Origin of the sequence: Paenibacillus sp. FSL H3-0457 (genome assembly GCF_037981725.1) — a bacterium.
Lineage (GTDB): Bacteria > Bacillota > Bacilli > Paenibacillales > Paenibacillaceae > Paenibacillus > Paenibacillus amylolyticus.
The window spans coordinates 2,344,492-2,367,669 of the sequence record NZ_CP150283.1; the positions used below are offsets into that span (position 1 = coordinate 2,344,492).

General features: G+C 45.8%; 21 protein-coding genes, 1 tRNA gene and 1 riboswitch. Of the genes, 14 read left to right on the top strand and 8 right to left on the bottom strand.

Annotated elements, in window-relative coordinates:
• The first annotated feature begins 279 nt into the window (after window positions 1-279).
• From MHH25_RS10600 to MHH25_RS10615, 4 genes are all read left to right on the top strand, one after another.
• A complete protein-coding gene (locus MHH25_RS10600) occupies window positions 280-1,083 on the top strand; it encodes a Cof-type HAD-IIB family hydrolase (protein WP_127543931.1) in 804 nt (267 codons plus the stop codon).
• A 97-nt stretch (window positions 1,084-1,180) separates the two neighbouring features.
• Window positions 1,181-2,221: a hypothetical protein gene (locus tag MHH25_RS10605; RefSeq protein ID WP_340019951.1), complete on the top strand. Its 1,041-nt coding sequence runs from the start codon at window positions 1,181-1,183 to the stop codon at window positions 2,219-2,221.
• 106 nt (window positions 2,222-2,327) lie between these two features.
• Complete coding sequence (locus tag MHH25_RS10610; protein ID WP_340020486.1) at window positions 2,328-2,876, top strand: GNAT family N-acetyltransferase; 549 nt, start codon at window positions 2,328-2,330, stop codon at window positions 2,874-2,876.
• Window positions 2,877-3,069: 193 nt separating this feature from the next.
• Window positions 3,070-4,200, top strand: coding sequence for a glycosyltransferase family 4 protein (locus MHH25_RS10615; protein ID WP_100529318.1), 1,131 nt, complete (start codon window positions 3,070-3,072; stop codon window positions 4,198-4,200).
• Window positions 4,201-4,336: 136 nt separating this feature from the next.
• On the opposite strand, the gene MHH25_RS10620 is transcribed toward MHH25_RS10615, so the two are convergent.
• Entirely contained in the window at window positions 4,337-5,392 is a 1,056-nt protein-coding gene (locus MHH25_RS10620) for a hypothetical protein (RefSeq protein WP_076326933.1), read from the bottom strand.
• A 204-nt stretch (window positions 5,393-5,596) separates the two neighbouring features.
• On the opposite strand from MHH25_RS10620, the gene MHH25_RS10625 reads away from it, so the two are divergent.
• The 4 genes from MHH25_RS10625 to MHH25_RS10640 all read left to right on the top strand — a co-directional run bounded on the left by MHH25_RS10625 (window position 5,597) and on the right by MHH25_RS10640 (window position 7,414).
• Window positions 5,597-6,178 (top strand): xanthine phosphoribosyltransferase, encoded by a 582-nt coding sequence (locus MHH25_RS10625; RefSeq protein WP_036609617.1) that lies wholly within the window; start codon window positions 5,597-5,599, stop codon window positions 6,176-6,178.
• A 97-nt stretch (window positions 6,179-6,275) separates the two neighbouring features.
• Window positions 6,276-6,605: a hypothetical protein gene (locus MHH25_RS10630; RefSeq protein ID WP_036609615.1), complete on the top strand. Its 330-nt coding sequence runs from the start codon at window positions 6,276-6,278 to the stop codon at window positions 6,603-6,605.
• Window positions 6,606-6,724: 119 nt separating this feature from the next.
• Complete coding sequence (locus MHH25_RS10635) at window positions 6,725-6,943, top strand: hypothetical protein (RefSeq protein WP_036609613.1); 219 nt, start codon at window positions 6,725-6,727, stop codon at window positions 6,941-6,943.
• Between the two features lie 141 nt (window positions 6,944-7,084).
• Window positions 7,085-7,414: a carboxymuconolactone decarboxylase family protein gene (locus tag MHH25_RS10640; protein ID WP_017689352.1), complete on the top strand. Its 330-nt coding sequence runs from the start codon at window positions 7,085-7,087 to the stop codon at window positions 7,412-7,414.
• Window positions 7,415-7,487: 73 nt separating this feature from the next.
• Here the strand turns inward: MHH25_RS10640 and MHH25_RS10645 are convergent, their stop codons facing one another.
• Window positions 7,488-7,952: a C40 family peptidase gene (locus MHH25_RS10645; RefSeq protein ID WP_036609611.1), complete on the bottom strand. Its 465-nt coding sequence runs from the start codon at window positions 7,950-7,952 to the stop codon at window positions 7,488-7,490.
• Window positions 7,953-7,957: 5 nt separating this feature from the next.
• Window positions 7,958-8,089, bottom strand: a riboswitch (cyclic di-AMP (ydaO/yuaA leader).
• 418 nt (window positions 8,090-8,507) lie between these two features.
• On the opposite strand from MHH25_RS10645, the gene pelA reads away from it, so the two are divergent.
• Together pelA and MHH25_RS10655 are read left to right on the top strand one after the other, a co-directional pair.
• A complete protein-coding gene (pelA, locus tag MHH25_RS10650) occupies window positions 8,508-9,470 on the top strand; it encodes a pectate lyase (protein WP_340019953.1) in 963 nt (320 codons plus the stop codon).
• A 176-nt stretch (window positions 9,471-9,646) separates the two neighbouring features.
• Window positions 9,647-9,730 (top strand) — tRNA-Leu (locus MHH25_RS10655).
• A 144-nt stretch (window positions 9,731-9,874) separates the two neighbouring features.
• Here the strand turns inward: MHH25_RS10655 and MHH25_RS10660 are convergent.
• On the bottom strand, window positions 9,875-11,560 hold the full coding sequence (locus MHH25_RS10660; protein WP_340019954.1) for a carbohydrate-binding protein: 1,686 nt from the start codon (window positions 11,558-11,560) through the stop codon (window positions 9,875-9,877).
• A 414-nt stretch (window positions 11,561-11,974) separates the two neighbouring features.
• Between MHH25_RS10660 and MHH25_RS10665 the strand changes: the two genes are divergently transcribed.
• Window positions 11,975-12,814: a divergent polysaccharide deacetylase family protein gene (locus tag MHH25_RS10665; RefSeq protein WP_340019955.1), complete on the top strand. Its 840-nt coding sequence runs from the start codon at window positions 11,975-11,977 to the stop codon at window positions 12,812-12,814.
• On the opposite strand, the gene MHH25_RS10670 is transcribed toward MHH25_RS10665, so the two are convergent.
• Entirely contained in the window at window positions 12,789-13,532 is a 744-nt protein-coding gene (locus MHH25_RS10670) for an N-acetylmuramoyl-L-alanine amidase (RefSeq protein ID WP_340019956.1), read from the bottom strand. The two genes, MHH25_RS10665 and MHH25_RS10670, sit on opposite strands and share 26 nt — an antisense overlap.
• Before the next feature lie 195 nt (window positions 13,533-13,727).
• Here MHH25_RS10670 and MHH25_RS10675 point away from each other — a divergent pair, with 195 nt between their 5' ends.
• Entirely contained in the window at window positions 13,728-13,946 is a 219-nt protein-coding gene (locus MHH25_RS10675) for a YqzE family protein (RefSeq protein ID WP_036609606.1), read from the top strand.
• A 117-nt stretch (window positions 13,947-14,063) separates the two neighbouring features.
• Here the strand turns inward: MHH25_RS10675 and MHH25_RS10680 are convergent, their stop codons facing one another.
• The 3 genes from MHH25_RS10680 to MHH25_RS10690 form a co-directional block, all read right to left on the bottom strand.
• The gene (locus MHH25_RS10680) at window positions 14,064-15,071 is read right to left on the bottom strand and encodes a hypothetical protein (RefSeq protein ID WP_340019957.1); all 1,008 of its coding nucleotides are present in this window, start codon (window positions 15,069-15,071) and stop codon (window positions 14,064-14,066) included.
• Window positions 15,072-15,225: 154 nt separating this feature from the next.
• Window positions 15,226-16,425 carry a YqhG family protein gene (locus MHH25_RS10685; RefSeq protein WP_340019958.1) on the bottom strand — a complete coding sequence of 400 codons (1,200 nt, stop codon included), beginning with the start codon at window positions 16,423-16,425 and terminating at the stop codon, window positions 15,226-15,228.
• A 3-nt stretch (window positions 16,426-16,428) separates the two neighbouring features.
• A complete protein-coding gene (locus MHH25_RS10690) occupies window positions 16,429-18,192 on the bottom strand; it encodes an SNF2-related protein (RefSeq protein WP_051447131.1) in 1,764 nt (587 codons plus the stop codon).
• 500 nt (window positions 18,193-18,692) lie between these two features.
• Here MHH25_RS10690 and MHH25_RS10695 point away from each other — a divergent pair, with 500 nt between their 5' ends.
• The gene (locus tag MHH25_RS10695) at window positions 18,693-21,332 is read left to right on the top strand and encodes an adenosylcobalamin-dependent ribonucleoside-diphosphate reductase (RefSeq protein WP_340019959.1); all 2,640 of its coding nucleotides are present in this window, start codon (window positions 18,693-18,695) and stop codon (window positions 21,330-21,332) included.
• Window positions 21,333-21,414: 82 nt separating this feature from the next.
• Here the strand turns inward: MHH25_RS10695 and catA are convergent, their stop codons facing one another.
• Window positions 21,415-22,062, bottom strand: a complete 648-nt coding sequence (catA, locus tag MHH25_RS10700) for a type A chloramphenicol O-acetyltransferase (RefSeq protein WP_076326925.1) — start codon at window positions 22,060-22,062, stop codon at window positions 21,415-21,417.
• A gap of 233 nt (window positions 22,063-22,295) precedes the next feature.
• Here catA and MHH25_RS10705 point away from each other — a divergent pair, with 233 nt between their 5' ends.
• A complete protein-coding gene (locus MHH25_RS10705; protein ID WP_076249882.1) occupies window positions 22,296-22,856 on the top strand; it encodes a flavin reductase family protein in 561 nt (186 codons plus the stop codon).
• Window positions 22,857-23,178 lie beyond the last annotated feature (322 nt).

Here is a 23,178-nt window from a genome sequence, read left to right on the forward strand (position 1 = left end):
CGGAGCAGGGAGTCGTGGAGGGAAGCGGAGCCCCGATACTAACCGCCGAAGGCGAGAAGCTCCCGACCTTCACGAAGTGAAGCAGGGAGTCGGGCAGAGAGCGTAGCCCTGCCAGTAATGGTCCCGGTTAAGCTTGAGCGGGACCGCCGCTGACCAGCGGTGTGCCCGGCAACAAGCGTTCCGACGACAACCGTGACATAGCAAGACCCGACCTAACAACTGTGAGCAAGAAGGGAGGGTTTGAGTGGTGCGACTACTAACAGATGAGGATGAAGCCAGATGACTTATAAATTAATTGCACTTGATGTAGATGGAACATTGCTGAATGATCATCATGAACTTACCGAATGGACTCAGGAGACCTTGATCCAAGCTTCCCGTCAGGGAGCAGAGATTGTGCTGTGTTCAGGTAGAGGTCCTGCCAACACGATTCCTTTTATGGAGCAGATGGGACTGGATGGATATGTGATTACGCATAACGGCGCCGTTACCGCGCAAGTCGATACCCGTGAGGTAGTTCATCATTTTGCATTAGATGGACAAGGACTGGAGCCGATCATATCCTACTGTCGAACCAATGGAGTACATTTTGACATCAATACGGCATTTGGTCTGTATGTGGATCAACCGGAAGGTTTGGGGTTGCAGGTGCGTGAGATGTATTACAACTTTATGGCCGAGCCACTGAAGTTACCCAAGTGGGTTGACATGACAGAACCGCTGGCGAAGTTCACTGCATTTGGTCCGATTGAACAGATGGATGCAGTACTTCAGGAATGGTCTACTTGGAATCTGCCTTATTATATGACACGGAGTGGTGACTTTTTTATTGATCTGATGCATCCCGAAGCGTCCAAAGGCGCTGCGCTTAAAAGGCTAGCCGAATCGAAAGGAATCATGCCTTCGGAGATTATGTCGATTGGTAACTACTTCAATGATATTACGATGCTGACTTTTGCGGGAAAAGGCATTGCCATGGATAATTCACCGGACGAGGTGAAAGCTGCTGCGGACGAGGTTACACTCTCCAATAACGAGCAGGGTGTGGCACACGCAATCCAAAAATATGTGTTATCCGTCTAACCCTACATCTTATACTTAAAATGCACGCTTTCCTCATAATCTACCGTCCTCAGGGGCATCCTAAGAGAATAATGTTAGGAATGGAGGAGGACACGTGATGAATTATGATGTGGAATTGGTTGCAGACCTGCGGACATCAGGTGGAGAAGTACAGGACGTGATGGTCAATGGTCAATATGCAGGCTCACTGTTCCTTGTGTATAGAGAAGGAGATCGTTTATCAGGTAGTCTTCAGATCGAGCAGGAGTCTCTGCCAGATGATACAGAGCAACGTATCGTGGAAAAAGTGCATGCCTATGTCCGATCTCTTGCAGATGCGTTGGAAGCTGCGTATTATGAAGTGCTGGTTAGTTGTGGCTCATTACATACGGTTCTGCATATGCCTGAGTCAGAGACAGTGTGGCCGTCTGAAGAGATGAATCATGACGAAGGCAGCTATGACGATATAGGTAGCAGTGGAAGTAAGGTAATCCCTGTTTCACAAGCCGAATCGTTTACATATGAAGATCGGGATCAGGTTCTGGAGATGGAAATGGTAAGCGCAGGACGCAGCATATCGACGTATATTTTCAATGATGTCGAAGGGCAGGAACTAGCAGAAGCTTCCTTAAAACAATATGGCGCTGATGTACAAGGTGAAATACACTGGTATGACGAGCCGGAAGAGAATCAATTGGAAGCTGCGGCAGAGTTACTGGTCAGAGAGCTGGATGAAGATATCATCGATACGATTACAATCCGCATGTGGCATCAGGGCAACGAACTCGAAACGTTAGAGTGGGTACATCGCGATTTCTCCGAGGAATTTGAGGATACCGATGAATCGGATTTGGATGAGTTGGAAGCTGCTGAAGAAACATGTTATGTCATGCTGAAGCGTAAGGATCGGGAGTTCCGGGTATATGAGCTGTTTCTTCAGGAGCGAGGTGGATTGCCTGTGGGAACAGCAACAATAGACACTTCTCATTCCGATCTGACGGGATACATTGAATACGAGGTTCCTGGTACCAGCATTCAGCGAAAGACCCTGGTCGAAGTGTTGATGCAGGAGTTGGACAAGGAAATGGAGTTTGACACCTTGCACCTGACGATGTTGTATCGAAATCAGATTATTGATGAAGCCAGAATAGATGGGTAAAGGGCAACCGCCTTTTACCTTTTTTTGTTCTCATTTTGACGAAAAATCCATTTCCCGGTATAGTACCATTAGTTTAAAAGAGATCAGGAAGCGGAGGAGAACAATGATGTACTCATTCAGGATCAGTAGCGAATATATTAACGATGGTTTTCAAGCGGTTCAGGCGAAGCCGGAAGATATGGAGGATGTGATGTCGCTGCTGGTGGAGACAGCCGAATGGTTACAGAGCCAAGGTTCTTCCCAATGGAACGCTTTGCTTAAAGGTGAAGATTCACATGATACGGCAGGGGCGATTCGGCGTGGGGATGTGTATGTATTTAAAAAAGGGGCGGACGTAGCGGGGATGGTCATCCTTTTGGTTCAGCCAAGTCCTTGGGATATTCATCTTTGGGGTTCAAAAGCTCATGCCCAGGATGGCGCAATTTATCTGCATCGGCTAGCGATTCGAAGAAAATATGCTCAGAGCGGTTTAGGACGGTCCATTTTGCAATGGTCCAGCAGCGGCATACATTTTGAAGGCAAACATACTGTTCGGTTAGATTGCGGAGCGAGCAATGCTACGTTGAACGCCTTTTACGCGCGGAACGGGTATACTTTTTTGGGAGAGACCGATGGTTACAGTACATATGAGAAGCCCGTGGAGCCACTGAGCTGAGAATTCTGACTATCCTATGAATATGTTGACGACAACCGCAAGCGATGGGCTGCTGAATTAGAGCTTTTGCTTCTGAGGGGAACGTTTCATGAATATGTTGTATATACGAGTTATCGTAATATAGATGTTCCGGCTTCCCTATGTCATAATGGATAGTAGAGTAGTACGTAAGTTAGAAAGGGGGAAACTAACGGTGAAATTGCTGCAGGCGCTTTTCTTTCCTCCGGAGCAGCCCGGAGGTGTATCCTCTATGATTCCGTATATGCAAGAGAGATTTACAACCCCGAGGTGGGAAATGGATCTGTTCTCGTTGCCAAAGCGAATTCGCAACAAGGGCAGAGAGGAAGTTCAGTTCGAAACGTTTGACTGGACGGAATATCAGGATAGTCCTGTTGTCCAAAAATATATTCAAACTTATCGTGATTATCTTTGGTGGACCAAACTGCGTATTCAGAAGCCCTATGATCTGATCCATGCCCACCACCCAATTGCAGGACTTGCGATGAGAACGGTTTTCCCGGATACACCCCTCATTCAGACGATACACTCCAGTTATGAACGAGAATTAATCCTTAATGGACGCATTGAAACGGATGGACCGGAGCATCGATTCCTGCTTGCGATATATGGTGAGCTGGAACACCAGGCAGAGCGTCTCTTGACGGTGTCGGATTCGTTCCGCCGTTATCTCGCTCCCTATGTGAAGGAACCTGATGTCATCGGTGTGATTCCCAATGGATTTGACGAGAAGCGCTTTAAGCCGATCCCTCATGATAATGCGATACCACAGCTGGTCACGGTATGTCGGCTTGTTCCGGCAAAAGGGTTGGATATTCTTTTCAAAGCTTGTGCGGAACTGAAGGGTCGAGGTCATGATTATGTGTTACATATTATTGGAGATGGACCGATTCGTCCTGATCTGGAAGAATTGGCGCAACGATTGGGGATCTATAATGAGACCATTTTCTATGGTTACACACTGCACCCTGAGGAATTCATGCCATTCTTTGATATTTTTGTACTTCCTTCACGGGCAGAAGCATTTGGTTCCGTCTTCGCTGAAGCGGCGCTGAGTTGTCTTGCCCTTGTGGGTACGGATGTAGGTGGTATACCGGAACAGATCGAGAACGGTAGCAATGGGTTGCTTGTACCGGCAGAAGATCCTTCTGCATTGGCAGAAGCGCTTGAAAAGGTGATGTTGGACCCGGCTTATCGTTATGAACTTGCTCGTTCAGCGTGTGAAAAAGCCAAGACACATTACTCGCTCGGCAGATCGGTCAATGAGTTGAAAAAGATGTATCTACAGTTTCCTAGCCAAGCCTAAAACGTAGAGCAAAAAGTGCGAGCCGCTGTGCCAAACAGCGGCTTTTTTTTTCATGTTTAAGGAAAGAGTACCTGCGGTGACTTGTGGTTATGAAGTAAAAGGATGCTCGTATTCATGAAGTACATAACCGTGAGGTTTATATATTGTTGCGTTTACGAAAGGTGCCCCAGCGGTTCAGTACCAATTTGGCAGCCCAGATTAATGCCATACTTCCAAAGATGGGGTAAAGGATGGACAGCAGGGAACTGAATCCAAACTGGCTGAGTGAGTAACACAACAGCATAATGGTTAATGTAATGAAACGGGGATGGACACGTATATGTTGTCTCAGTTGCAAGGTCATTCCATAGATATCGGCTACAAAGGTAGTGAATATTTCCATGAAAATAAGGGATACATATACAGATTGCACTGCCCATCCAAGTTGAAAGGCAATGCTGCCCATCGGGATTTCGAATTGGATGATGCCGGGCATCTGAGCTGACATGGCAAAATGAGCTGCCATCAGCATGAAACCAACGCCAATTCCACCCAATACTCCACCCCACTTCAGCACATTCCGGCTACGAATCTGGTTACCTACAGGCACAAGAACAGCTTGAGCCAACACCAGATTGAATGAAGTATACAATAGTGGAGACAGCCACACTTGAATAGGGTTTGAGTCTGTCGTCAGTGTGATGAATCGGGAAGCACCTGGATGATGGATCGTACTGGTGATCATGAGCAGAGATAACAGGAGCATCATGGGCACGACGATGCTATTCATTTGTAGGATGGCTTGAATGCCCCGACCGAGAAGCAGATATGTCCCTACAAGTGTGACGATCAGACCTGTCTGATAATGCAAACCCAGATGTTCGACAAAAACGGAGCCTGCTCCGGCAAGCATGACACTGTTCACGCCAATGAGAATGAGAAGGGTCACCCAGGTGATCCATTTGCCCGCCTTATGGCCGAATAAATGTTTGTTCAGATCCTCATAAGAGCGGGACCCGGTATCGTGAGCGATCAGCATCATTTTGGTACCTAACCAGACAAAGAGCATGGTGGATAAGCCTATGGTGATGGTGGCCCATTTGCCATACTGGGTAAAAAACTGCAAAATTTCCTGCCCTGTAGCGAAGCCGGCTCCGACAACCGTTCCAATGTATGTAAATGCGATCTGCAGCACCCGAAATGCCTGTTTCATGTGTTTCCCCTCTCAGGCCCCTGTATAGTTTGGACATGCGGGTACCATGGTACAAGGTATGCTTGACCCACGAAAGTCATGACAATCGATAATGAGCTTTGGCTTGAAATGCGTCTCAAGGACAGCGTCAAGGCAATTTCGCTTGAACTTATAGATAGATATATGATACTTTTACCTCATAGGATAGGCTTGGGAGGTCAAATCATGGAATTATTGAAACAACGAATTTTACAAGAAGGTGTGGTTATCTCGGATCAAGTATTAAAGCTGGATGGTCTGCTGAACCACCAGATTGATCCTGCATTAACGATGGAGATGGGACGTGAGTTCGCTGCCCGTTTTCGTGAAAGTGGAGTAACTCGGGTAATCACGGTAGAATCCTCAGGGATTCCGGTTGCGTTTGCCGCAGCCTATGAACTGGGGGTGCCACTTGTATTCGCCCGTCGCAAAAAAACACTTCTGGCTGATCCTGATGCTTACTGTGAACGTGTACCGTCCTTTACCAAAGGAATTGTAACTGATATTATGGTATCCCGCGAGTTCATTCATGAGAATGACCGCATTTTGTTCATTGATGATATTATTGCCAATGGAGATGCCGCTCGTGGCGTCATCAAAATTATCGAGCGTTCCGGTGCGGAACTTGTCGGATTCGGCGTTGTGGTCGAGAAAAGTTTCCAGGCAGGGGCACGCACGATTCGTGAACAGGGTATTCCGGTGGAAGCCTTGGTACGCATTCGTTCCCTGAACGATGGTACGGTACAATTTGACGATAACGAAATGTGACATTTTAAAGGAATAGGGCCTATTTTTTGAACTATGCCTTTGCATGACCGCCGATTTCATTTATAATGGGGTTATGTTAGGGAGAGGAGGCAACACCATGGGGAACCAACCGGCAACAGAACAATTTTTTAATGATAAGCTGGCGGAATCGAAAGTTCATTTTGAACGTGCCCTGGATTGTAAACATACGGAATTCGATGACCTTTATCCCTATATGATTGAACATCCTCAATTTTTCTGGTACAAACGCTATGTTGCCTGGTCAGAATTACTGACGATTGTAGGCTTGTGCGAAGAGTTGTCCTTCTCTTGGAAAGAACAATTTACACCGCATCAAGTGGAGTACCTTGAAGAACGTGTGATGTCCGCCAAAGTGCTTGATTTTTGGTTCGAGAAGAACGACAGCAAAGAGCACGCGCAGCGGTAACTTTCAGTCGGGACATAATTTCGAATGACATGACAGTCCAATACAGTCACGTGAGACCTAAATGACTTTTCATTTAGGTCTCTTTTTGTAAATAAATTTGAAATATAGGAGCCATGAAGATGATTAGTGATACAGAATTGGACGCCCTGCGTCTGTCAGGTGAGAAAGTTAGAGTCGTACGGGACGAGCTGGAATCGAACGACGTGAAAGGGATTGTGGTTGCCTGGGATGGCGAGCAGGTACTTATCCGTCGTCAGAATCGACGTGTCGTTAAGCTGGACCGAGGTTACAGCTATCAGCTGTTCAGCGAGCCGCGCCAGAGTCCACTTAGTGAGTAACAGCTGATAATTATGGCAGGGCCATGAGCTTTAAATGTTTGGAATTACCATGATTTCTTGGCATAATTGGCTCACTCGGGAGAGAAGATAGGTACAGTGAGGAAGATCTGTAACTATAGCCGAGAGGGTGTGCTACAAGCCATGACATTGATGAATGATAAAGTTCATGCCTACAAGGATCAGATTGGAGCATTAAGCGATGTGCTGCCAGGTGTGGTGAAGTCGTATCATGAGTTTACCGGAGAATGTTTCCAACCTGGTGTGATTGATGCGAAGACAAAACAGCTAATTGCGCTTGGCATTGGATTATTCGCCAACAATGAGGTATGTACCTTCTACCATGTAGAAGAAGCCCGTGCTAAGGGCGCAACAGATCAGGAGATTATGGAGACCGTAGCCGTGGCTGGAGCTGTTGGTGGAGGACATGCCCTGTCTCAGGGTGCGATGCGAGTGCAGAAGGCGCTACATTAGTAAGCAATGCAACATACATTTTTAAGTGCAAAAAAGGCATCCGGTTAATAACCGATGCCTTTTTGTATGTGAATCACATTTTACCTAACATTTTATCATACATAAACTGTCCAGTTACCCGACGTGCTGTTACATAACGATCATTGAAGTATGGATTCGATAACTTCGTGATGCTTACACCTTTACTGCTGGAGGCATGAGCGAATTGTCCGCCGCCGATATATACACCTGTATGTGAAATGCCTTTGCCTGTTGTATTAAAGAACACCAGATCACCTGTCCGAACATTGCTCTTGGATACGGGAGTACCTGCTTTGGCTTGCTGCTGCGAAGTACGTGGTAATTCAATGCTGTATTTGTTGAAAAGATATCTCATAAAACCAGAACAGTCGAAGCCGGCTACAGTTGTGCCACCCCATTTGTAAGGAATACCTGTCATGTTGTTCACTACGGAGTTGATACTGCTTGCCTCTGTGCTTGTTGCCCCGGATGTAAATAATACAGCTGCTCCAAAAATGGAGATAATCAGTTTTTTCAAAATCAATGTTCTCCCTTCGATGCCTACGGAGTTAGCTAAGGGTTCGGTAGAAGGTTCCCTATATTTCCTATGTATAAGAATAATTCACCCAAATTGGTTCCCCCGTTTTCAAACATGAAACTCGGCAATGAATAATTAAGTTTTTGTAACTATTTGAAACTATATTGCATAAATGCGTAATTGTCAAACCCATTTAAAACCCTTCGTAATACCTCAATGTTAGCGGAATTAAGGTTTTTATATGAAAGAAGGGATCAAGTTTGGGTATCATTCATGACAAAAACGTCATTATTGGTTCGTTTAAGACGAATTTGGATAAATAAATAGGTTTGTCATGAGTTAAAAGAACTATCCCGTTATGTAGAATTAGAGAGATTATATTCATTAAGTTGCATATATTGACAAAAATCGATTTTTTGCATATTATCTGATTATCCAATCCACATATTGGATGAAAATTGATTTTATTATGCGATAAATACAAATAAAGGAGGTTTGGGGCGTATATCATACGTAAAGTAGAAGTGGAAGATTTATAAAAACGAACATAGGAGAGTGTTACATTTGAAAGCGAAGAAAATAATTACTTTTGTCCTGGCATGTACGATGGTGTTCTCAGTAGTTGGAATGGCAGTTCTCCCTGTAGGGACGGTATCTGCTGCAGATGCGTCGGGTACTACAGCGAGTATTTCTGATATTTTGAAGAACCAGCTGCCGGATGGAGGTTGGAGAAAAGATTATAAACAGACAAGTGGAGAGTGGGCAAAGTCCACGATAGACAACAAGGCTACATACTCAGAAATTAGAAGATTGGCGAAGGAATTTAAAAAGACGAATGATCCGCGTTACTCCACAGCTGCAATCAAAGGAATTAACTTTTTGATCAACATGCAGTATTCAAACGGCGGGTGGCCACAAGTTTACCAAAGCTCCGGATACCACAAGCACATCACTTACAATGATGATGCCATGATTAATGTAATGATCATGCTGGATGAAGTAGCAGCACGCAAAGGTGATTTCTCATTTATCGACAGCACACTTGCTAACCGCAGTAAAAATTCAGTTGCCAAAGGTGTGGAGGCGATTCTGAATACACAGGTCGTTTCAGGTGGTAAGCTGACAGCATGGGGACAACAACATGATTCCAGCTCTCTTAAACCAGCGAGTGCAAGAATCTACGAAGTGCCATCGCTGACAGCTGGAGAGAGTGTAACGATTGTTAAATTTCTGAAAACCAGACCTGCTAACGCTAAAATTACCGCATCCATTAAAGGAGCGGAGGTTTGGTTTAACAAAGTGAAAATTACGGGTTACAAGTATGAAAGAGCTAATGGAGATAGTAAAATTATCGCTGATTCCAAAGCTGCACCAATTTGGGCACGCTTCTATGAGATCGGAACGGATAAACCAATCTTTATTGGTCGTGACGGGGTAGTTAAATACAAATTAAGTGATATTGATAAAGAAAGAAGAGGCGGTTATGCATGGTATGGCAACTGGCCTTCCAAGCTGTAATTTGTAGTATGCTTCCGTATTAATGAACCAAACTATTAGCAGCAGTTAAAGGTAAAGCCCGAATCGACATGGACGTCTGATTCGGGCTTTATTGTTATTATTTTCAGTGTTGACATGATAGATTACGCATGATATATTATTTCTTGTCGCCGATATTGATGACGGAGATATAATATGCGGTCGTGGCGGAATTGGCAGACGCGCACGGTTCAGGTCCGTGTGGGCTAACCCCCGTGGAGGTTCGAGTCCTCTCGACCGCATCTAAAAAAAGACTCCTTAAGCTAACGCTTAAGGAGTCTTTTTTTGCATTTTTTGATATAACACTAACTTTAGTGATGAGTATTCAACAGGTTAGTGCTTAGCTGCACGTACAGCAAATGTCTTCCATCAGCCATACGGAACGTTTATTGTGCTGCGGTAACATTAACGCTGTCAATATTCGGTCCTTCCGATCCGGTGGTAACCACTTTCAATGTATTGGTCCCCGTGTTCATGGGGACCTGTATTGTTTTTTCAACCCAAGTGGACCAGCTTCCCGTAGCCGGAAAGGGCTCGTTGCTAATGACTTTGGTTCCGTTCACAAAAATGTCGAGGTTCCGTGTGCCGCTTTCCAGCGCATAACGAAACTTTACGTTTTTGGTACCTGTTGTCGTGTTATTAATGCCGTTCCATTGAATGGCCGAACCAGACATCGCATTGAAGTTAACATACCCGGACCCAGTGTAACCGGTGTAGATTGTTTCAATGGCAGCTTCCGTAAGTGACGTTCCGGTCTCGGCTTCATACGTCGTGCCACTGCCTGTATTCCCGCCGCTATTTCCGCCAGTAACGTTGGCAACAAACGTTGTTACGCTCTGAGGCGGGAGCTGTGCCGTGAAGGCTCCATTGGATACGTTAAGCGAGGTTCCGCTTGCCAGATTTCGACTGCTGTCCGTGATCCATGAGGATACTGTGGAGGCATTACCATTCTGCAGAACGAATTTTTGGCTTGTGGCTGAAGTTCCACGGTTAATTGCCACGACGACGACTTTGTTATCACCTTTATAGGCTGAGACAAATGTGTTTGTATCCGGATTTTTCGTTGCATCGACCCGCAGGTAGCCTGGACGCACGAATTTAGAGAAATGAGCCATATTATACCCGCGTTTGCTTATGGTACCGTCCTCTTTCATCGGACCATACTGTCTGCGGATGTACCACCACACATAGGCCTGGAAATCACCTTCTACCATGGCATTGTGCATGTGATAGGAAACGTCTAATGCTTCAGGCCAGCGGTCTGCTGAGTTGTTGTCACTGTTTGGAACATACACTTCAGTCATCCACAGTTCTTTACCGGCTCCTTTTTGCTTAAAGAGAGGGTAGGCAAAATTCGAAATCTGGGTTCCATACGTATGTGCTCCCAGAATGTCCATGTTGGCAAGTGCCTGCGGATCATTCAGGATTGGGTCGGATATGTTCTTTAAGTATTGGAAGGATTCAGGCGCCATGACTTTGGTACCTTGAATGGACCCGGCATTTTCTTTCATGAATCGAAGGATCTCTTGTGGAGTCCACCAAGTCCAGTCATGAGCATAATCCGGTTCGTTTTGTACAGAAATGGCATACAGATCTACGCCGTTATTTTTCATGTAGGTTACAAAGTCGTTCAGATGTTGCGCATATGCGGCATATTTGTCGTATTTCAGACGTTTGGCATTTGTGTCACCATTGTGGTTGAACGTTTCAACCATACTGCTTGGAGGATTCCATGGGGATGCAAATACAATAGCCCCTTTTTCAATAGCCCGTTTGGCTGTAGCAACTTCACGATACCAGTTATTGGAATCTGGATCAACGTAGATCCTGAGAATGGAGAAGCCTAACTGATTCTGATCATTACCAAAAGCAGTTTCACGTTGAGCGGGAGTCAGATCACCAATCCAGGCAGGAAGGTTAATGCCCCCAAAGCCCTTGATCAGCTGTTTTTCCGAGGACAAATTAATGTTGGCATCACTGGCTGCTGACACATTTGTCGGGGTTAACATCAAAGGCAGGGCTGTTAAACAGGCCAAAAGAACATTGATCGTCTTTTTTAGTTTGAATTTCACTACTTTCATCCTCCTCGATAATAGTAAGTTACATAGAGAAACCGCAACCAGGAATAACAAACAAGAATAGCGGATTGTCTGGCATTTATTTTATGTAAACCCTTTCAAAACCTCCTTCCATAAATCATAGGATAGAAATGAAGCATAGAACCTCTTTCATTTGTTGATTCTACTAAATAATTCCTAAACTGAAAACCTGACAAATTACAGTATTTTTTCTAATTAATCTCTATTTTCTAACTATCCAATGACAGTTCTTGTCTGAATGCAAAAGGGAAAACTGGAATGATGGGGGATTCGCTTGAGATAGAGGTCTTCAATGGCGGGGATATGATCATTAAGGAAGGCTTTGGCTTACATATTCCTCCCTTCATTATCAAACAATGAGATCACAGAAGTTACGGGGAGGGAATCATGATGAAGGTACAGAGAAAGAATTATCGATTCATTGCAGGTATCATGGCATTATTGATTGTGTTTTACGCAGGCATATCGGCAGGAGGGCCTACAGCGGCAGCTTCAGAGTCCACATCGAATCACAAACGGTTAGCGATTATCATCGATGATGTTGGTAATGACATGAAGGGTACGGCAGAGATCCTGGCGATGCCAGTTAAACTAACGGTAGCGGTCATGCCTTTTTTGCCAACAACGAAGAAAGATGCGATAGCTGCACATGAAAAGGGGATGGATGTGATTGTGCATATGCCCATGGAACCCAAGAAAGGACGACCTGAATGGCTGGGCCCGGGTGCAATCACATCCAATCTAACAGATGAAGAAGTCCGCTCACGCGTGGAGAAAGCGATTGATGATGTGCCACACGCAATTGGCATGAACAATCATATGGGTTCCAAAATTACTTCAGACAAACGCATCATGTCCATTGTGCTCGATGTATGCAAGGAGCGGGGCCTCTTCTTTGTAGACAGCCGTACGAACTTTCGCTCTGTGGTGGGGGAACTGGCCATATCCAAAAACATGCCACCTGTAGGTAATGACATTTTCCTGGATGATCAAAACTCCAAGCAACACATTCGCAAGCAACTGGATCTGGCTGCTCAGCGTGCGATCGACAAGGATATCTGTGTTGTCATTGGTCATGTCGGTCATTCGGGGATGAACACATCCGCAGTAATTCGTGAATCCGTCTCCCGTCTGCAAAATCAGGTCCAATTTGTAGGGATTGGTGATCTGGTTCGAGATGTGTGGCAATGGCAGTCTGCTCCTACACTACCGACAGATAATAAATAATGCCATTGGCAATGGACTGGGCGATTCGTTTTTGCTCAGCGGGGTCATTCATTCTAGCCCGATCTGCCGCATTGCTCAAAAATCCGGTTTCGACGATGACGGCAGGTTGCTTCACGTAATTCAATATATAAAAGGGCTTGCCCCATACAACCCCGTGCTCCGTTCCGTACAACTTGTTCATGGCATCCTGAATGGATTGGGCCAGCAAATAACTCCTGCCTTCTTTTTGGTGCAGTACCACCGGGCCGTGTGCTGTCGATCGGGGACTCCAGTTTGCATGAATGCTGACCACGATATCTGTACTTACTTCTTCGCTAAGGCTTTTACGTTGGGCAAGATCTCTGGTATGACGGGAGCGGCTGTTCAGCCAGCGGTTCTCATCACTAAGTGCATAATCACCCAGTCGATTGATGATAACGGCATAACCTTTGCTGCGAAGCAGGAGATAGACCTTTTCGCTAATCGCCAGGTTGATATCTTTTTCCAGCACACCCTGAGCTGACGTACCGCCGTCAATACCGCCGTGACCTACGTCGAGCAGGATAACGGGTGCTGCAAAGGCATGATGACTTGAGCGATAAGCATCTCCATCGGTCACTGGCAACATGGATGGACTGTTCTGGGACGGGGCTGCTTTTCCATAAGCGACATGGGGCAGCATGGGAAGACAATGGAAGCTAATGAGCAATGCCACCGAAGCGGTCAGCAGCTTATACATGGGAATACACACTCCTTCATGAAATAGGTACCGGATGCAGATTAAAGACTGTATGGATACCTTTGGCATTAGACTGTGCATTTTGAGGGTTTTCATACTCCTTTCAATAAAAAAATGTTTAACCATTGCACATCCTGCACACAATAGAACTATCGTAAGCTCCGTGAAAGTGCAGGAGCGAAGGAGGCAGAGGTTATGGCCAAAAGTGATGAGTTGGTAAAATACATTACGCAACGTGTAGTACATTATATCGATACGCCGAAGGATGAGCGGAAAGGTCGCACCAAAAGGAAAGAGCCGTGGGCGATGAAGTGGTTTGGTATGATCCCTTTCGCTGTATCCCTGTGGGTGGGGAAAAAGGAAAAAGAATTCGATACACAGTCTCATAAACGAAGTTCTTCGGGTAAAGGGTGACAATCGCTTACCTATTTCACTAATGTAAAACCAAAAGACGCAATCCCTTAAAATGGGAAAGCGTCTTATTTGTTGTTTAACAGTTTATCTGACTGTATCTTAAGAATTTGCTGATGATCAAGGATTTACGATGTAAAAATGGCCATCTTGCTGCAATGTGCTCAAAGGGACAAAGCGTTGAATGGATGATTTTCCACCTAGCGCTACATATAGAATAGACTCTGCAACCTGATCAGTATGCCACAGCTGATACCCGCTAACAGGTAGAGGACCGCCATATACAACGTTACGATCACCCGCTGAGAAAACAATCTCTTGATTCTCCCCGTGTTGTATCACATCTTTTGCCCGGTCGGCATCAACAGGCTTGGAGGTAATCCACAACAGATTGTCAGTCGGATTGAAGACGGGTCGCAGATGAAGTGGGTCGACTGATAAAGATGGCGTTGTGGATAAATCAGTTATGCTGACAGAGTTCTGTTTGGAATCAGCCTCCAGCAGGTTAAGGAACTCTGACGGCAGTACATCTCCGTTCGTAGCATCAATATAAAGTGCAGGATGATTAGGTTGCTCCACTTTCCAATAAGCCAGCAGGGGAAGAGCGTAACCAAGATGAAGCTCTCCTCCGCCAGCAAGTAATGCCTCAAGGTTCACATGTTGTCGATCCAAGGCTTGTCCAAGAAGTTCATTGTTGTATGGTGACTGTTCTCCATGACCATATTCACTAAGCATCAACTGACCCTGCTCTGTGGCCGTAATAATCATATATCCGATAGGTTTGCCTTCAAACTCAGCTTGTACGAGCCAGCTATGTAAACCCGGCCCCAGAGGGTAGAAGTCCAGGTCGGCGTTCTTCCAATGCACTTCGCCGTTAGCTGTACCAAGTGTAACAGCTTGTTTCTCTGCAAACCGTTGCACAGCAGCGGGAGCTAGCTTTTCATTCTGAATGGCATGATGTTTGGGACTATACTCAATTGATGATGCGGGGGATAGCGAAGACGTTTTTTGTTCCTCTGCATTGGCTATCGACCAAAAAGAGAATAGGGCAAGACAACTGAGCAAGCCCAAGGTTATACAGGTTGTTTTCCGAGCGTTGTTCCAACACGTATGAAAGAATCGTTTCAAATTTACACCTACTTTTTCATTTATCCGTTACCTGAGCGGGTCCTAGTTTCATTCTAGGGGACAGGCTATGCAAAGGTTGCTGCAACCTGTCGGGCGGCTGATCATGAATAAACACTACTTTTGCCAGCATTTGCAGGAAAAGTAGTGTCTTCGTCTATCTTAAGTGAAACATGCCGCTGCTAATGGCAGTCACTTTCACTTTGGGTTCATATTGCCAGATCATCTCGGTCCGGCGTGTCTCATACTGCAGTTTCATAGCTTCGCGATCGATTACCGCCTGTTTTGCTTTCTCTTCTTCGGCATCTGTCTCGGAGTCGATCGGTACTGCGGCCTCTGCCGCCAGTTCTACATCTGCTCCAATGGGTTTAGCGTTAGTTATATCCACAACTTTTATCAGTGGTGCAGGTGGCGTGCGGTCAGAATGGACATTCTCATTCTCCGTGTCTGAGGTTATGTTACCTGGTGATTCTACCTCAGGCGTATCTTCCCGGAGTACCGCCTCATAGTAGGTGTCCAACACGTCCAGCTCCAGATCAAGCCGCTCTCGGGCTTTCTCTGCCCAGCTATAATCGAGTTCCAGCAAGCGGTTCGTCAAATGAGATTCCAAAGCAGCTCCGGCATCAAATAACGAAACTTTAGCTGTCTGTACATGCATGTTCTCCGCAAGCCTCGGACTGAGATCACGTCGGTTCAGCTTAGTGCCGAATTTTTCTATAATTTCACCCGAGCGAAGGGAGATGCCGAGAAAATGCAATTCCTCCCGTTTCAAATCACAGGCGAATTCCACCTTGAAACACACACCAAGCCAAGGCTCATATACGGCTGGCGCTGTAGCCCGCAATTGCCGTTTGGCAGCCTGTTCGAACAGGTTCACGAAGGCACCGCCTTCACGGGCAGCGCCGAAAATCTGCTGCAGTCTGCGACTGCCATACACCACTTCTTCACGCAATATTCGTCCTGGTCCCAGCTGTGGCAGTGATGGCGTAATACCGAAGTAACGGCCTAAAATAGTTTCTTTTGGTGGCTCGCCTTGAGGACTACCGTTGGTTACGCCATTCGTTCCATCAGGGTTAGGAACAGCAGGAGGTGATGCTTGCGCAGCTTTGGCTTCTGCTGCTTCAATGGCCTGCTGATAACTGTCAGGATCAAATATAAATGTAAAGGACATCGTCTCAGCGGGTGCTCCGGTTCGTTCCACGAACCCCCAATAATAGGGGCGATTGGTCAACGCTTTGTCCGCCTCAGGCGAGAGTTTGACTGTAACATGGGCAGGAGAACGCTCCATAATCTGACAATCCAGTGCTTCCAGATAGGTGAGAACATAAGCCTGCACTTCATGGGGAGACATGGTCATGAGTTAGCTACCTCCTTTACGAAGATCTAACAACCCGGATACGGCAGGCCCTTCATCTGAAACCTCACGTTGAATAGAGTTCAGCGATTGTCCAAGTGAATCCATTTTGCGGCGAATATCTTCATCAGTTTGTGATTCCAGCATGATTTTGTACAAACTTTTCTCAATAGACTCCTTCTTCTCTAACCGTTCCAGAATGACATCCAGCCCGCCGATCACCATCTCAAACATATTGATCTTCTCATGTAGCAGATTCAGAATATGTTCCTCTATGGTTCCCGTCGTAGATAAATTGAAAATGTTCACGTCATTCTGCTGTCCCAGCCGGTGTACCCGACCGATCCGCTGCTCAACCCGCATAGGGTTCCAAGGCAGATCAAAGTTGATCATATGATGGCAAAATTGCAGATTGATGCCCTCACCACCTGCTTCGGTTGCAATCATGGCCTGCACACGCCCGCGGAAGAGATCCATCATCCAGTCTTTTTTGCCTCGATTCATGCCACCCCTATAGGGTACAGCCGTAAGCCCATTGTTGCGGAAATAGTTTAGCAGATACTCCTGCGTGGCCCGGTATTCGGTGAAGATAATTACTTTTTCATTCATGTTCCGAACCAGTTCCATCGTTTTCTCCGCTTTGGTATTCTCCTTGATCGCTTTAATATGGGCAACGAGTTCCCAAATCTTGTCCCGAAGGGGAGAGTCCAGCGGAAGTTTCTTCGACAGATTAACAAGCGTCACGAATACAGCATCTCGACTGCTGCACACTTCACGCTGCAATGTAACAAGGGAGAGCATGCTACTTAGGTTGCCGCCAGCTTCCTGGTACTGGTCTTTAACAAAGGAAGTCACGCCATCATAAAGCGCTTGTTCTTCAGGCGATAGTTGCAGATTCACGTTGGAGACATTCCGTTTGGTAAATTGAACGGGGCCTTCGCCGCGGCGGTTACGAATCATGACTTTGGATAACTCGTTCTTAAGCTGTTCCTGATTTTTCGGAACCCGTTTGTCTACAACAAAGTTGGCCGCAAAGTCACCCTGACGACCCAGTTGACCGGGCTTCAGCAGGTTGATCAGATTGAACAACTCGCTCATATCGTTCTGCACAGGTGTAGCTGTGAGCAGCAGACAATACTTTTTGCGCAATTTCAGCATGAATTGATAGTTGGTTGTTTTCTTGTTTTTGAGTTTATGAGCCTCGTCAATAATAATCATGTCGTAATCAGTATTCAGCAGCATATCTTTATGCGGGTCACGTTTGGCTGTATCCATGGAAGCAACAACCACTTCATTCTGCCAGGAATAGGCCTTTTTCTGGGCAATAGCAGGGATGCCAAATTTTGAATTCAACTCCCGTACCCATTGCAGTACAAGAGAGGCTGGCACGAGAATGAGTACCTTGGATACGAGACCTCGAACCATATATTCTTTCAGAATGAGACCGGCTTCAATGGTTTTGCCAAGACCCACCTCATCGGCGAGAATGGCCCGGCCTGACATTTCAAATAATACTCTGCGTGCAGTGTCCATCTGGTGAGGGAGTGGAGTGAGACCTTGTAGATGCTTGAGACATTGGATCTCGTCAAAATTGGGAATCAGGTTGGTCTCTTCGGCTTGAATGCCGAGTTGGAAGAGTCGATAATCCCCCCAAGGACCTCCTTTATCCAGTCGTGATTCCAATTGATTAATCCAGGTCCGATCAAATTCCAACGGAACGGGTAGCTCGGCTACGGGTTGATTCATGTGGTGCGGGTTTTTCCGGTTCATGGTGTTTCCTCCCCTGCCATACGTGATGACGTTTTATTCGTAGGTAATAGTATGGACGAATGAGAGTCAGTTCATAACTATATAAGTTGAACTACATTTTATTTGCACGAACACTACGATGACAGAACAACCTTCCAATCGCTGTTATCCCCAGATTTCTTTGATTCCCTTTTCTGGAGGGGGAAAACCCGGGGATAGCGTATGCTTTCGATGCAGCTTTCTTTCAGAAAGCTTTTAGGCCAACGCTTCGCTTCTTCAGGTTATTTCTGTCCTCTCCGTTCTTGTGTAAAAAGTTTAGTTGAACCAATGTGAACTACAGTTTATTTACAAGAAGCTTGTCCGAGTATAGGGAGTCTATGAAGATGGACTGTGATAAAAGTCGCATGGAAAATCAATATATGGTGTAATATACTGTTTTTATATCACTATATGTGGTGTTTCATCATAATTTACTCTTATAGTGAAAATGGAGCTTTATATCGGGGAGGTTGAATGTAGCGATGAAATCGAACCAACGATCGTACCAATTAGAAGGACTCAGCGAAAAAATATTTCTGGACCGATACGCCTGGAAGGACGCTGATTCGAATCATGCCAAGGTCGGAGATGTGGTATTGGTATTAACGAAGGATGATCCGAAGTTCCCAACCAAGGAAGTGGGCGAAATCATAGAACGTCAGGGTCAGCTTGTACAGGTAAGGACTCGAAGCGGAGAGATGATTGAGACAAGTGTGGAGAAATTGACACTCAACATAGAAAAAACACCGGAAGAGATGTGGGACCGTCTTGCCAAAGCGATGGCTTCTGTCGAATCCACAGCCGATCAGCGGGCAACGTGGGAGTCCAAGTTCCGCTCTGTGTTGGAAGATTGGAAGTTAGTACCCGGAGGCCGCATTGCTGCGGGTGCGGGGGCAAGCGACGAGTTGACACTCTTCAATTGTTATGTCATTCCGTCTCCGCAAGACAGTCGGGGTGGAATCATGAAGACTTTGACCGAGATGACGGAGATTATGGCACGTGGGGGAGGTGTTGGCATTAATTTGTCCTCTTTGCGTCCTCGCCGAGCGGTGGTGAAAGGTGTCAACGGATCATCCAGCGGTTCCGTATCGTGGGGCGGATTGTTCAGTTATACGACTGGACTGATTGAACAGGGCGGAAGCCGCCGGGGTGCGCTCATGCTGATGATGAATGACTGGCATCCGGATGTGCTTGATTTTATTACTGTGAAACAAACGATGGGGCAGGTGACCAATGCCAATCTGTCTGTATGTGTGAGCAACGCATTTATGGAGGCTGTCAAGCAGGACGGAGATTGGGATTTGGTTTTCCCCGATACGAACGATCCGGACTACGACACCGAGTGGAACGGAGATATGCAGCAATGGAAAGCCGCGGGTCATTCGGTGGTGCACTATCGTACACTGAAGGCTCGCGAAATCTGGCATACCATTATTGAATCAGCCTGGAAATCGGCAGAGCCTGGTGTGGTATTCATGGAGTACTATAACCAGATGTCCAACAGCTGGTACTTCAATCCGATTATCTGTACTAATCCGTGCGGGGAACAAGGCCTGCCTGGCTGGGGTGTATGTAATCTGTCTGCCATTAATCTGTCCAAATTCTACGATGAAACAAATCATGATGTGGCATGGGATGAACTGGCGGAAACCACTCGTATCTCGGCTAGATTTTTGGACAATGTCATCGACGCAACACCATATCATTTTGAGGAAAATAGACTGAATCAGCAGCGTGAACGCCGGGTTGGGCTTGGCACGATGGGACTGGCAGAGCTGATGATTAAGCTGCGTATTCGATACGGCAGTCCTGAATCTCTTGCATTTCTGGATAAACTGTATGGATTCATGGCGAAGGAGGCCTATCTGGCATCGGCAGAGATTGCAGCAGAGAAGGGAGCTTTTCCAGCTTTCGAAGCTGAACCGTATTTACAGAGTGGATTCATGAAAAACATGGTTGCGACGTACCCTGAAGTGGGAGAGGCCATTCGTAAACAGGGCATTCGAAATGTCACACTGATCACACAAGCGCCAACGGGAAGTACAGGTACGATGGTGGGCACATCAACAGGTATTGAGCCGTATTTCGCCTTCAAGTATTTCCGTCAAAGCCGTCTAGGTTATGATGAACAGTTCGTACCGATTGCACAAGACTGGCTGGATGAACATCCGGGTGAAGCTTTACCAGACTATTATGTGACGGCAATGGATTTGTCGGCTGAGAATCACATACGGGTGCAGGCTGCGATCCAGCAATGGGTGGATAGTTCGATCTCGAAGACGGCCAACTGTCCGGCTGATTTTACAGTGGAGGATACGGCTGAGCTGTACGAACTGGCCTTCGACCTTGGCTGCAAGGGAGTAACGATATACCGCGATGGTAGCAGGGATGTGCAGGTGTTGTCCACGTCGAAGAAGGAAGCGACCCAGGCTGAAGATCAGAACACGGCGGAAGCTGAAGAGAAGACAGTCGTATCTGCTATAGAAAACCCGAATAATGCTGAAGTACAGGCAAGTGATGGAACTTCCAATAGCCAGGTTGGTGTTAGAACGCATTCTTCTGATCAAGCCCCGTCCTCATCTACAGTACTGGATAAACAATACAGAAGCCGTCCTCAAGTACTGCGCGGTGCGACATACAAAATCAATACGCCATTTGGTATGGCTTACATTACGATCAATGATCTGGAGGGAACGCCGGGTGAGATCTTCCTGAACGTGGGCAAAGCGGGATCGGACGTGTTTGCCATGGCTGAGGCACTCGGTCGAGTATGCTCTCTGTTCCTTCGATACGGAGACCATGGGCACAAGGTTGAACTGTTGATCAAACATCTCAAGGGAATCGGTGGTTCGGGAGCGATTGGCTTCGGAGCCAATAGGGTGGAATCGATTGCTGATGCAGTCGCCAAAGCATTGGAAAGTCATGTACAGAGCGATGTGCAGGAGAACGAACCTGGAGCATTACAAAAACAGAATCAAGTGGAGAGCACGTATCCAAAAGTAGAGGATAAGAAAACCTTTATCGAATCGAGAGATTTATGTCCTTCATGCGGCTCGGCATCCCTGATGAATGTGGAAGGTTGCAAAACATGCAGCAACTGTGGGTACAGTAAATGCAATTAAATATCTTTTGAAAAAAAGAGAAAAAGAAAGGCACTCCTGACTCCATTACGAAGTCAGGAATGCCTTTTTGTCATTTAGCTAACTAACACCAATCCTGGCATCGATCTGCAAGTGATTGCAATTCATTAAATACAACACCAGCATGGTAGCCGTCGCACACGGCGTGATGTAACTGAACGGATAAGGGAAGATATACTTTATCGTTCTGTTGAACATATTTCCCCATCGTGAAAATAGGCAACAAGTAGGTTCCCTCATTGTAAATATTCAGATTAAATCCCGTAAAGTTCACCCAAGGAATACTGGAAACGGGAAAAGTATTTGGCGGTTCATTGGGTTTGGCAACAAATTGTTTGTGATCTTTGTAATTCTTCATATCTTCCAGATAACGAATGTGGAACGTCTCGAAATCTTCATGGAATGCTGTCCAGATTGTTGAGAAACTTTTGTTGTCCTCATGAAAAATCGTATAACTCGGAGACAATTCGTCCCAATAGCCCAATCTCCCCTCGGCATCAAAACAAGTTCGAAATTCCCTGTGTGCATTGACAACCGTAGAGATCATATGAATAAGAGCCGGATAGAACTTCAATCCTTTAAGCTTCAGTTCGTTGATTAATAGAGTGATATCCAGATTAGCAGTTATGCTGTAGGTACATCTGACCTGATTCAAGTAGTGGTCAAAGTATGGCTTTCGATCCCACTGATCTAACACGATTGAATTAAACATAAGTTATAACCTCCTAAATTTGAATAATGTCTTTTATTTAGGAGGTATATTTGACTGATTTGACCATATCCTATCACATTCCCAGTATCGTATTTTTAGAAATTGATCCATCTCAGTATAACATGATACTGAATGTGTCGCTTATAGCGAAATCCTCTGCAAAACGCTTTTTCAACCTGTTTCTTTCCTTTATAATTAAAGTTGTGTTTATAACGAAGAAGAGAGGGGATTAGATGCGTCAGCCGATAGAAGAACCCATATTTTATTCTTATCCTGGAATGGTAGCGGTGGTGACTTCACGTCATGAGGGAGTCCAGAATGTGATGGCGTCCGGATGGCATACATACATCGGGTCATCACCAGGCGTATACGGCATCTCCCTTCGTAAGGAAACATACTCCTATGAACTCATTGAGAAGAGTGGCGTATTCGGTGTTCATTTCCTACCAGGTCATCGATCAGAGTGGATTCAAGCTGCAGGAACGTTCAGTGGAAGAGATACGGATAAATTCACAAGATTCGGCATTCCATATGAGGAAGGAATCAAGGTAAGTGTACCCATGTTGACAGATGCTTATTTTGCTTATGAATGCAAGGTTATGGATATTACGACATATGGTGACCATGAATGGATTGCAGGCGAAGTGTTGCAGCGATATCAGGATCAGAAGTACTTTCTGGAGAATGGAATGGTTGATCTGGAGAAGTTGCAAATCCCAATGTACACAGGGCGTTCAGCATACCGGATCATGGATGCGAGGACAGAAGAAAAGATTCACCCGTTCCACCTCTAGGGTCCTAGGCAAGAAGAAGCAATTATGAGCAAAACTTTCAATCCGGTCTGACATAGGTTTATAATGGATATTGGCTGCTGAGCAAGTCGGCAGCCTTTTGTTATGAATTCAATTGTTTCAATCGATGTGTGCGTGGGTATGCTGGTTTGCGCAAGTGAGACAGGTAATTTTAGCCACTCGATGAAAAGTACTATATTTAACGACAAAATTAGAGTATGATTTTACAGCTATATGAGCTGGCAGGAAAGGTTACATCGGTTTAATCGTTTGTAACTATTCCTGTAAAGTATGAGGCTTATTTCGGGCGTATAATGCTAAACGT

Excerpts from the sequence above, each read along its gene's own strand:
- MHH25_RS10600 (WP_127543931.1), top strand. The coding sequence starts at position 280 with ATGACTTATAAATTAATTGCACTTGATGTAGATGGAACATTGCTGAAT.
- MHH25_RS10605 (WP_340019951.1), top strand. The coding sequence starts at position 1,181 with ATGAATTATGATGTGGAATTGGTTGCAGACCTGCGGACATCAGGTGGA.
- MHH25_RS10610 (WP_340020486.1), top strand. The coding sequence starts at position 2,328 with ATGTACTCATTCAGGATCAGTAGCGAATATATTAACGATGGTTTTCAA.
- MHH25_RS10620 (WP_076326933.1), bottom strand. The coding sequence starts at position 5,392 with ATGAAACAGGCATTTCGGGTGCTGCAGATCGCATTTACATACATTGGA.
- MHH25_RS10625 (WP_036609617.1), top strand. The coding sequence starts at position 5,597 with ATGGAATTATTGAAACAACGAATTTTACAAGAAGGTGTGGTTATCTCG.
- MHH25_RS10630 (WP_036609615.1), top strand. The coding sequence starts at position 6,276 with ATGGGGAACCAACCGGCAACAGAACAATTTTTTAATGATAAGCTGGCG.
- MHH25_RS10635 (WP_036609613.1), top strand. The coding sequence starts at position 6,725 with ATGATTAGTGATACAGAATTGGACGCCCTGCGTCTGTCAGGTGAGAAA.
- MHH25_RS10640 (WP_017689352.1), top strand. The coding sequence starts at position 7,085 with ATGACATTGATGAATGATAAAGTTCATGCCTACAAGGATCAGATTGGA.
- MHH25_RS10665 (WP_340019955.1), top strand. The coding sequence starts at position 11,975 with ATGATGAAGGTACAGAGAAAGAATTATCGATTCATTGCAGGTATCATG.
- MHH25_RS10670 (WP_340019956.1), bottom strand. The coding sequence starts at position 13,532 with ATGTATAAGCTGCTGACCGCTTCGGTGGCATTGCTCATTAGCTTCCAT.
- MHH25_RS10675 (WP_036609606.1), top strand. The coding sequence starts at position 13,728 with ATGGCCAAAAGTGATGAGTTGGTAAAATACATTACGCAACGTGTAGTA.
- MHH25_RS10685 (WP_340019958.1), bottom strand. The coding sequence starts at position 16,425 with ATGACCATGTCTCCCCATGAAGTGCAGGCTTATGTTCTCACCTATCTG.
- MHH25_RS10690 (WP_051447131.1), bottom strand. The coding sequence starts at position 18,192 with ATGAACCGGAAAAACCCGCACCACATGAATCAACCCGTAGCCGAGCTA.
- MHH25_RS10695 (WP_340019959.1), top strand. The coding sequence starts at position 18,693 with ATGAAATCGAACCAACGATCGTACCAATTAGAAGGACTCAGCGAAAAA.
- catA (WP_076326925.1), bottom strand. The coding sequence starts at position 22,062 with ATGTTTAATTCAATCGTGTTAGATCAGTGGGATCGAAAGCCATACTTT.
- MHH25_RS10705 (WP_076249882.1), top strand. The coding sequence starts at position 22,296 with ATGCGTCAGCCGATAGAAGAACCCATATTTTATTCTTATCCTGGAATG.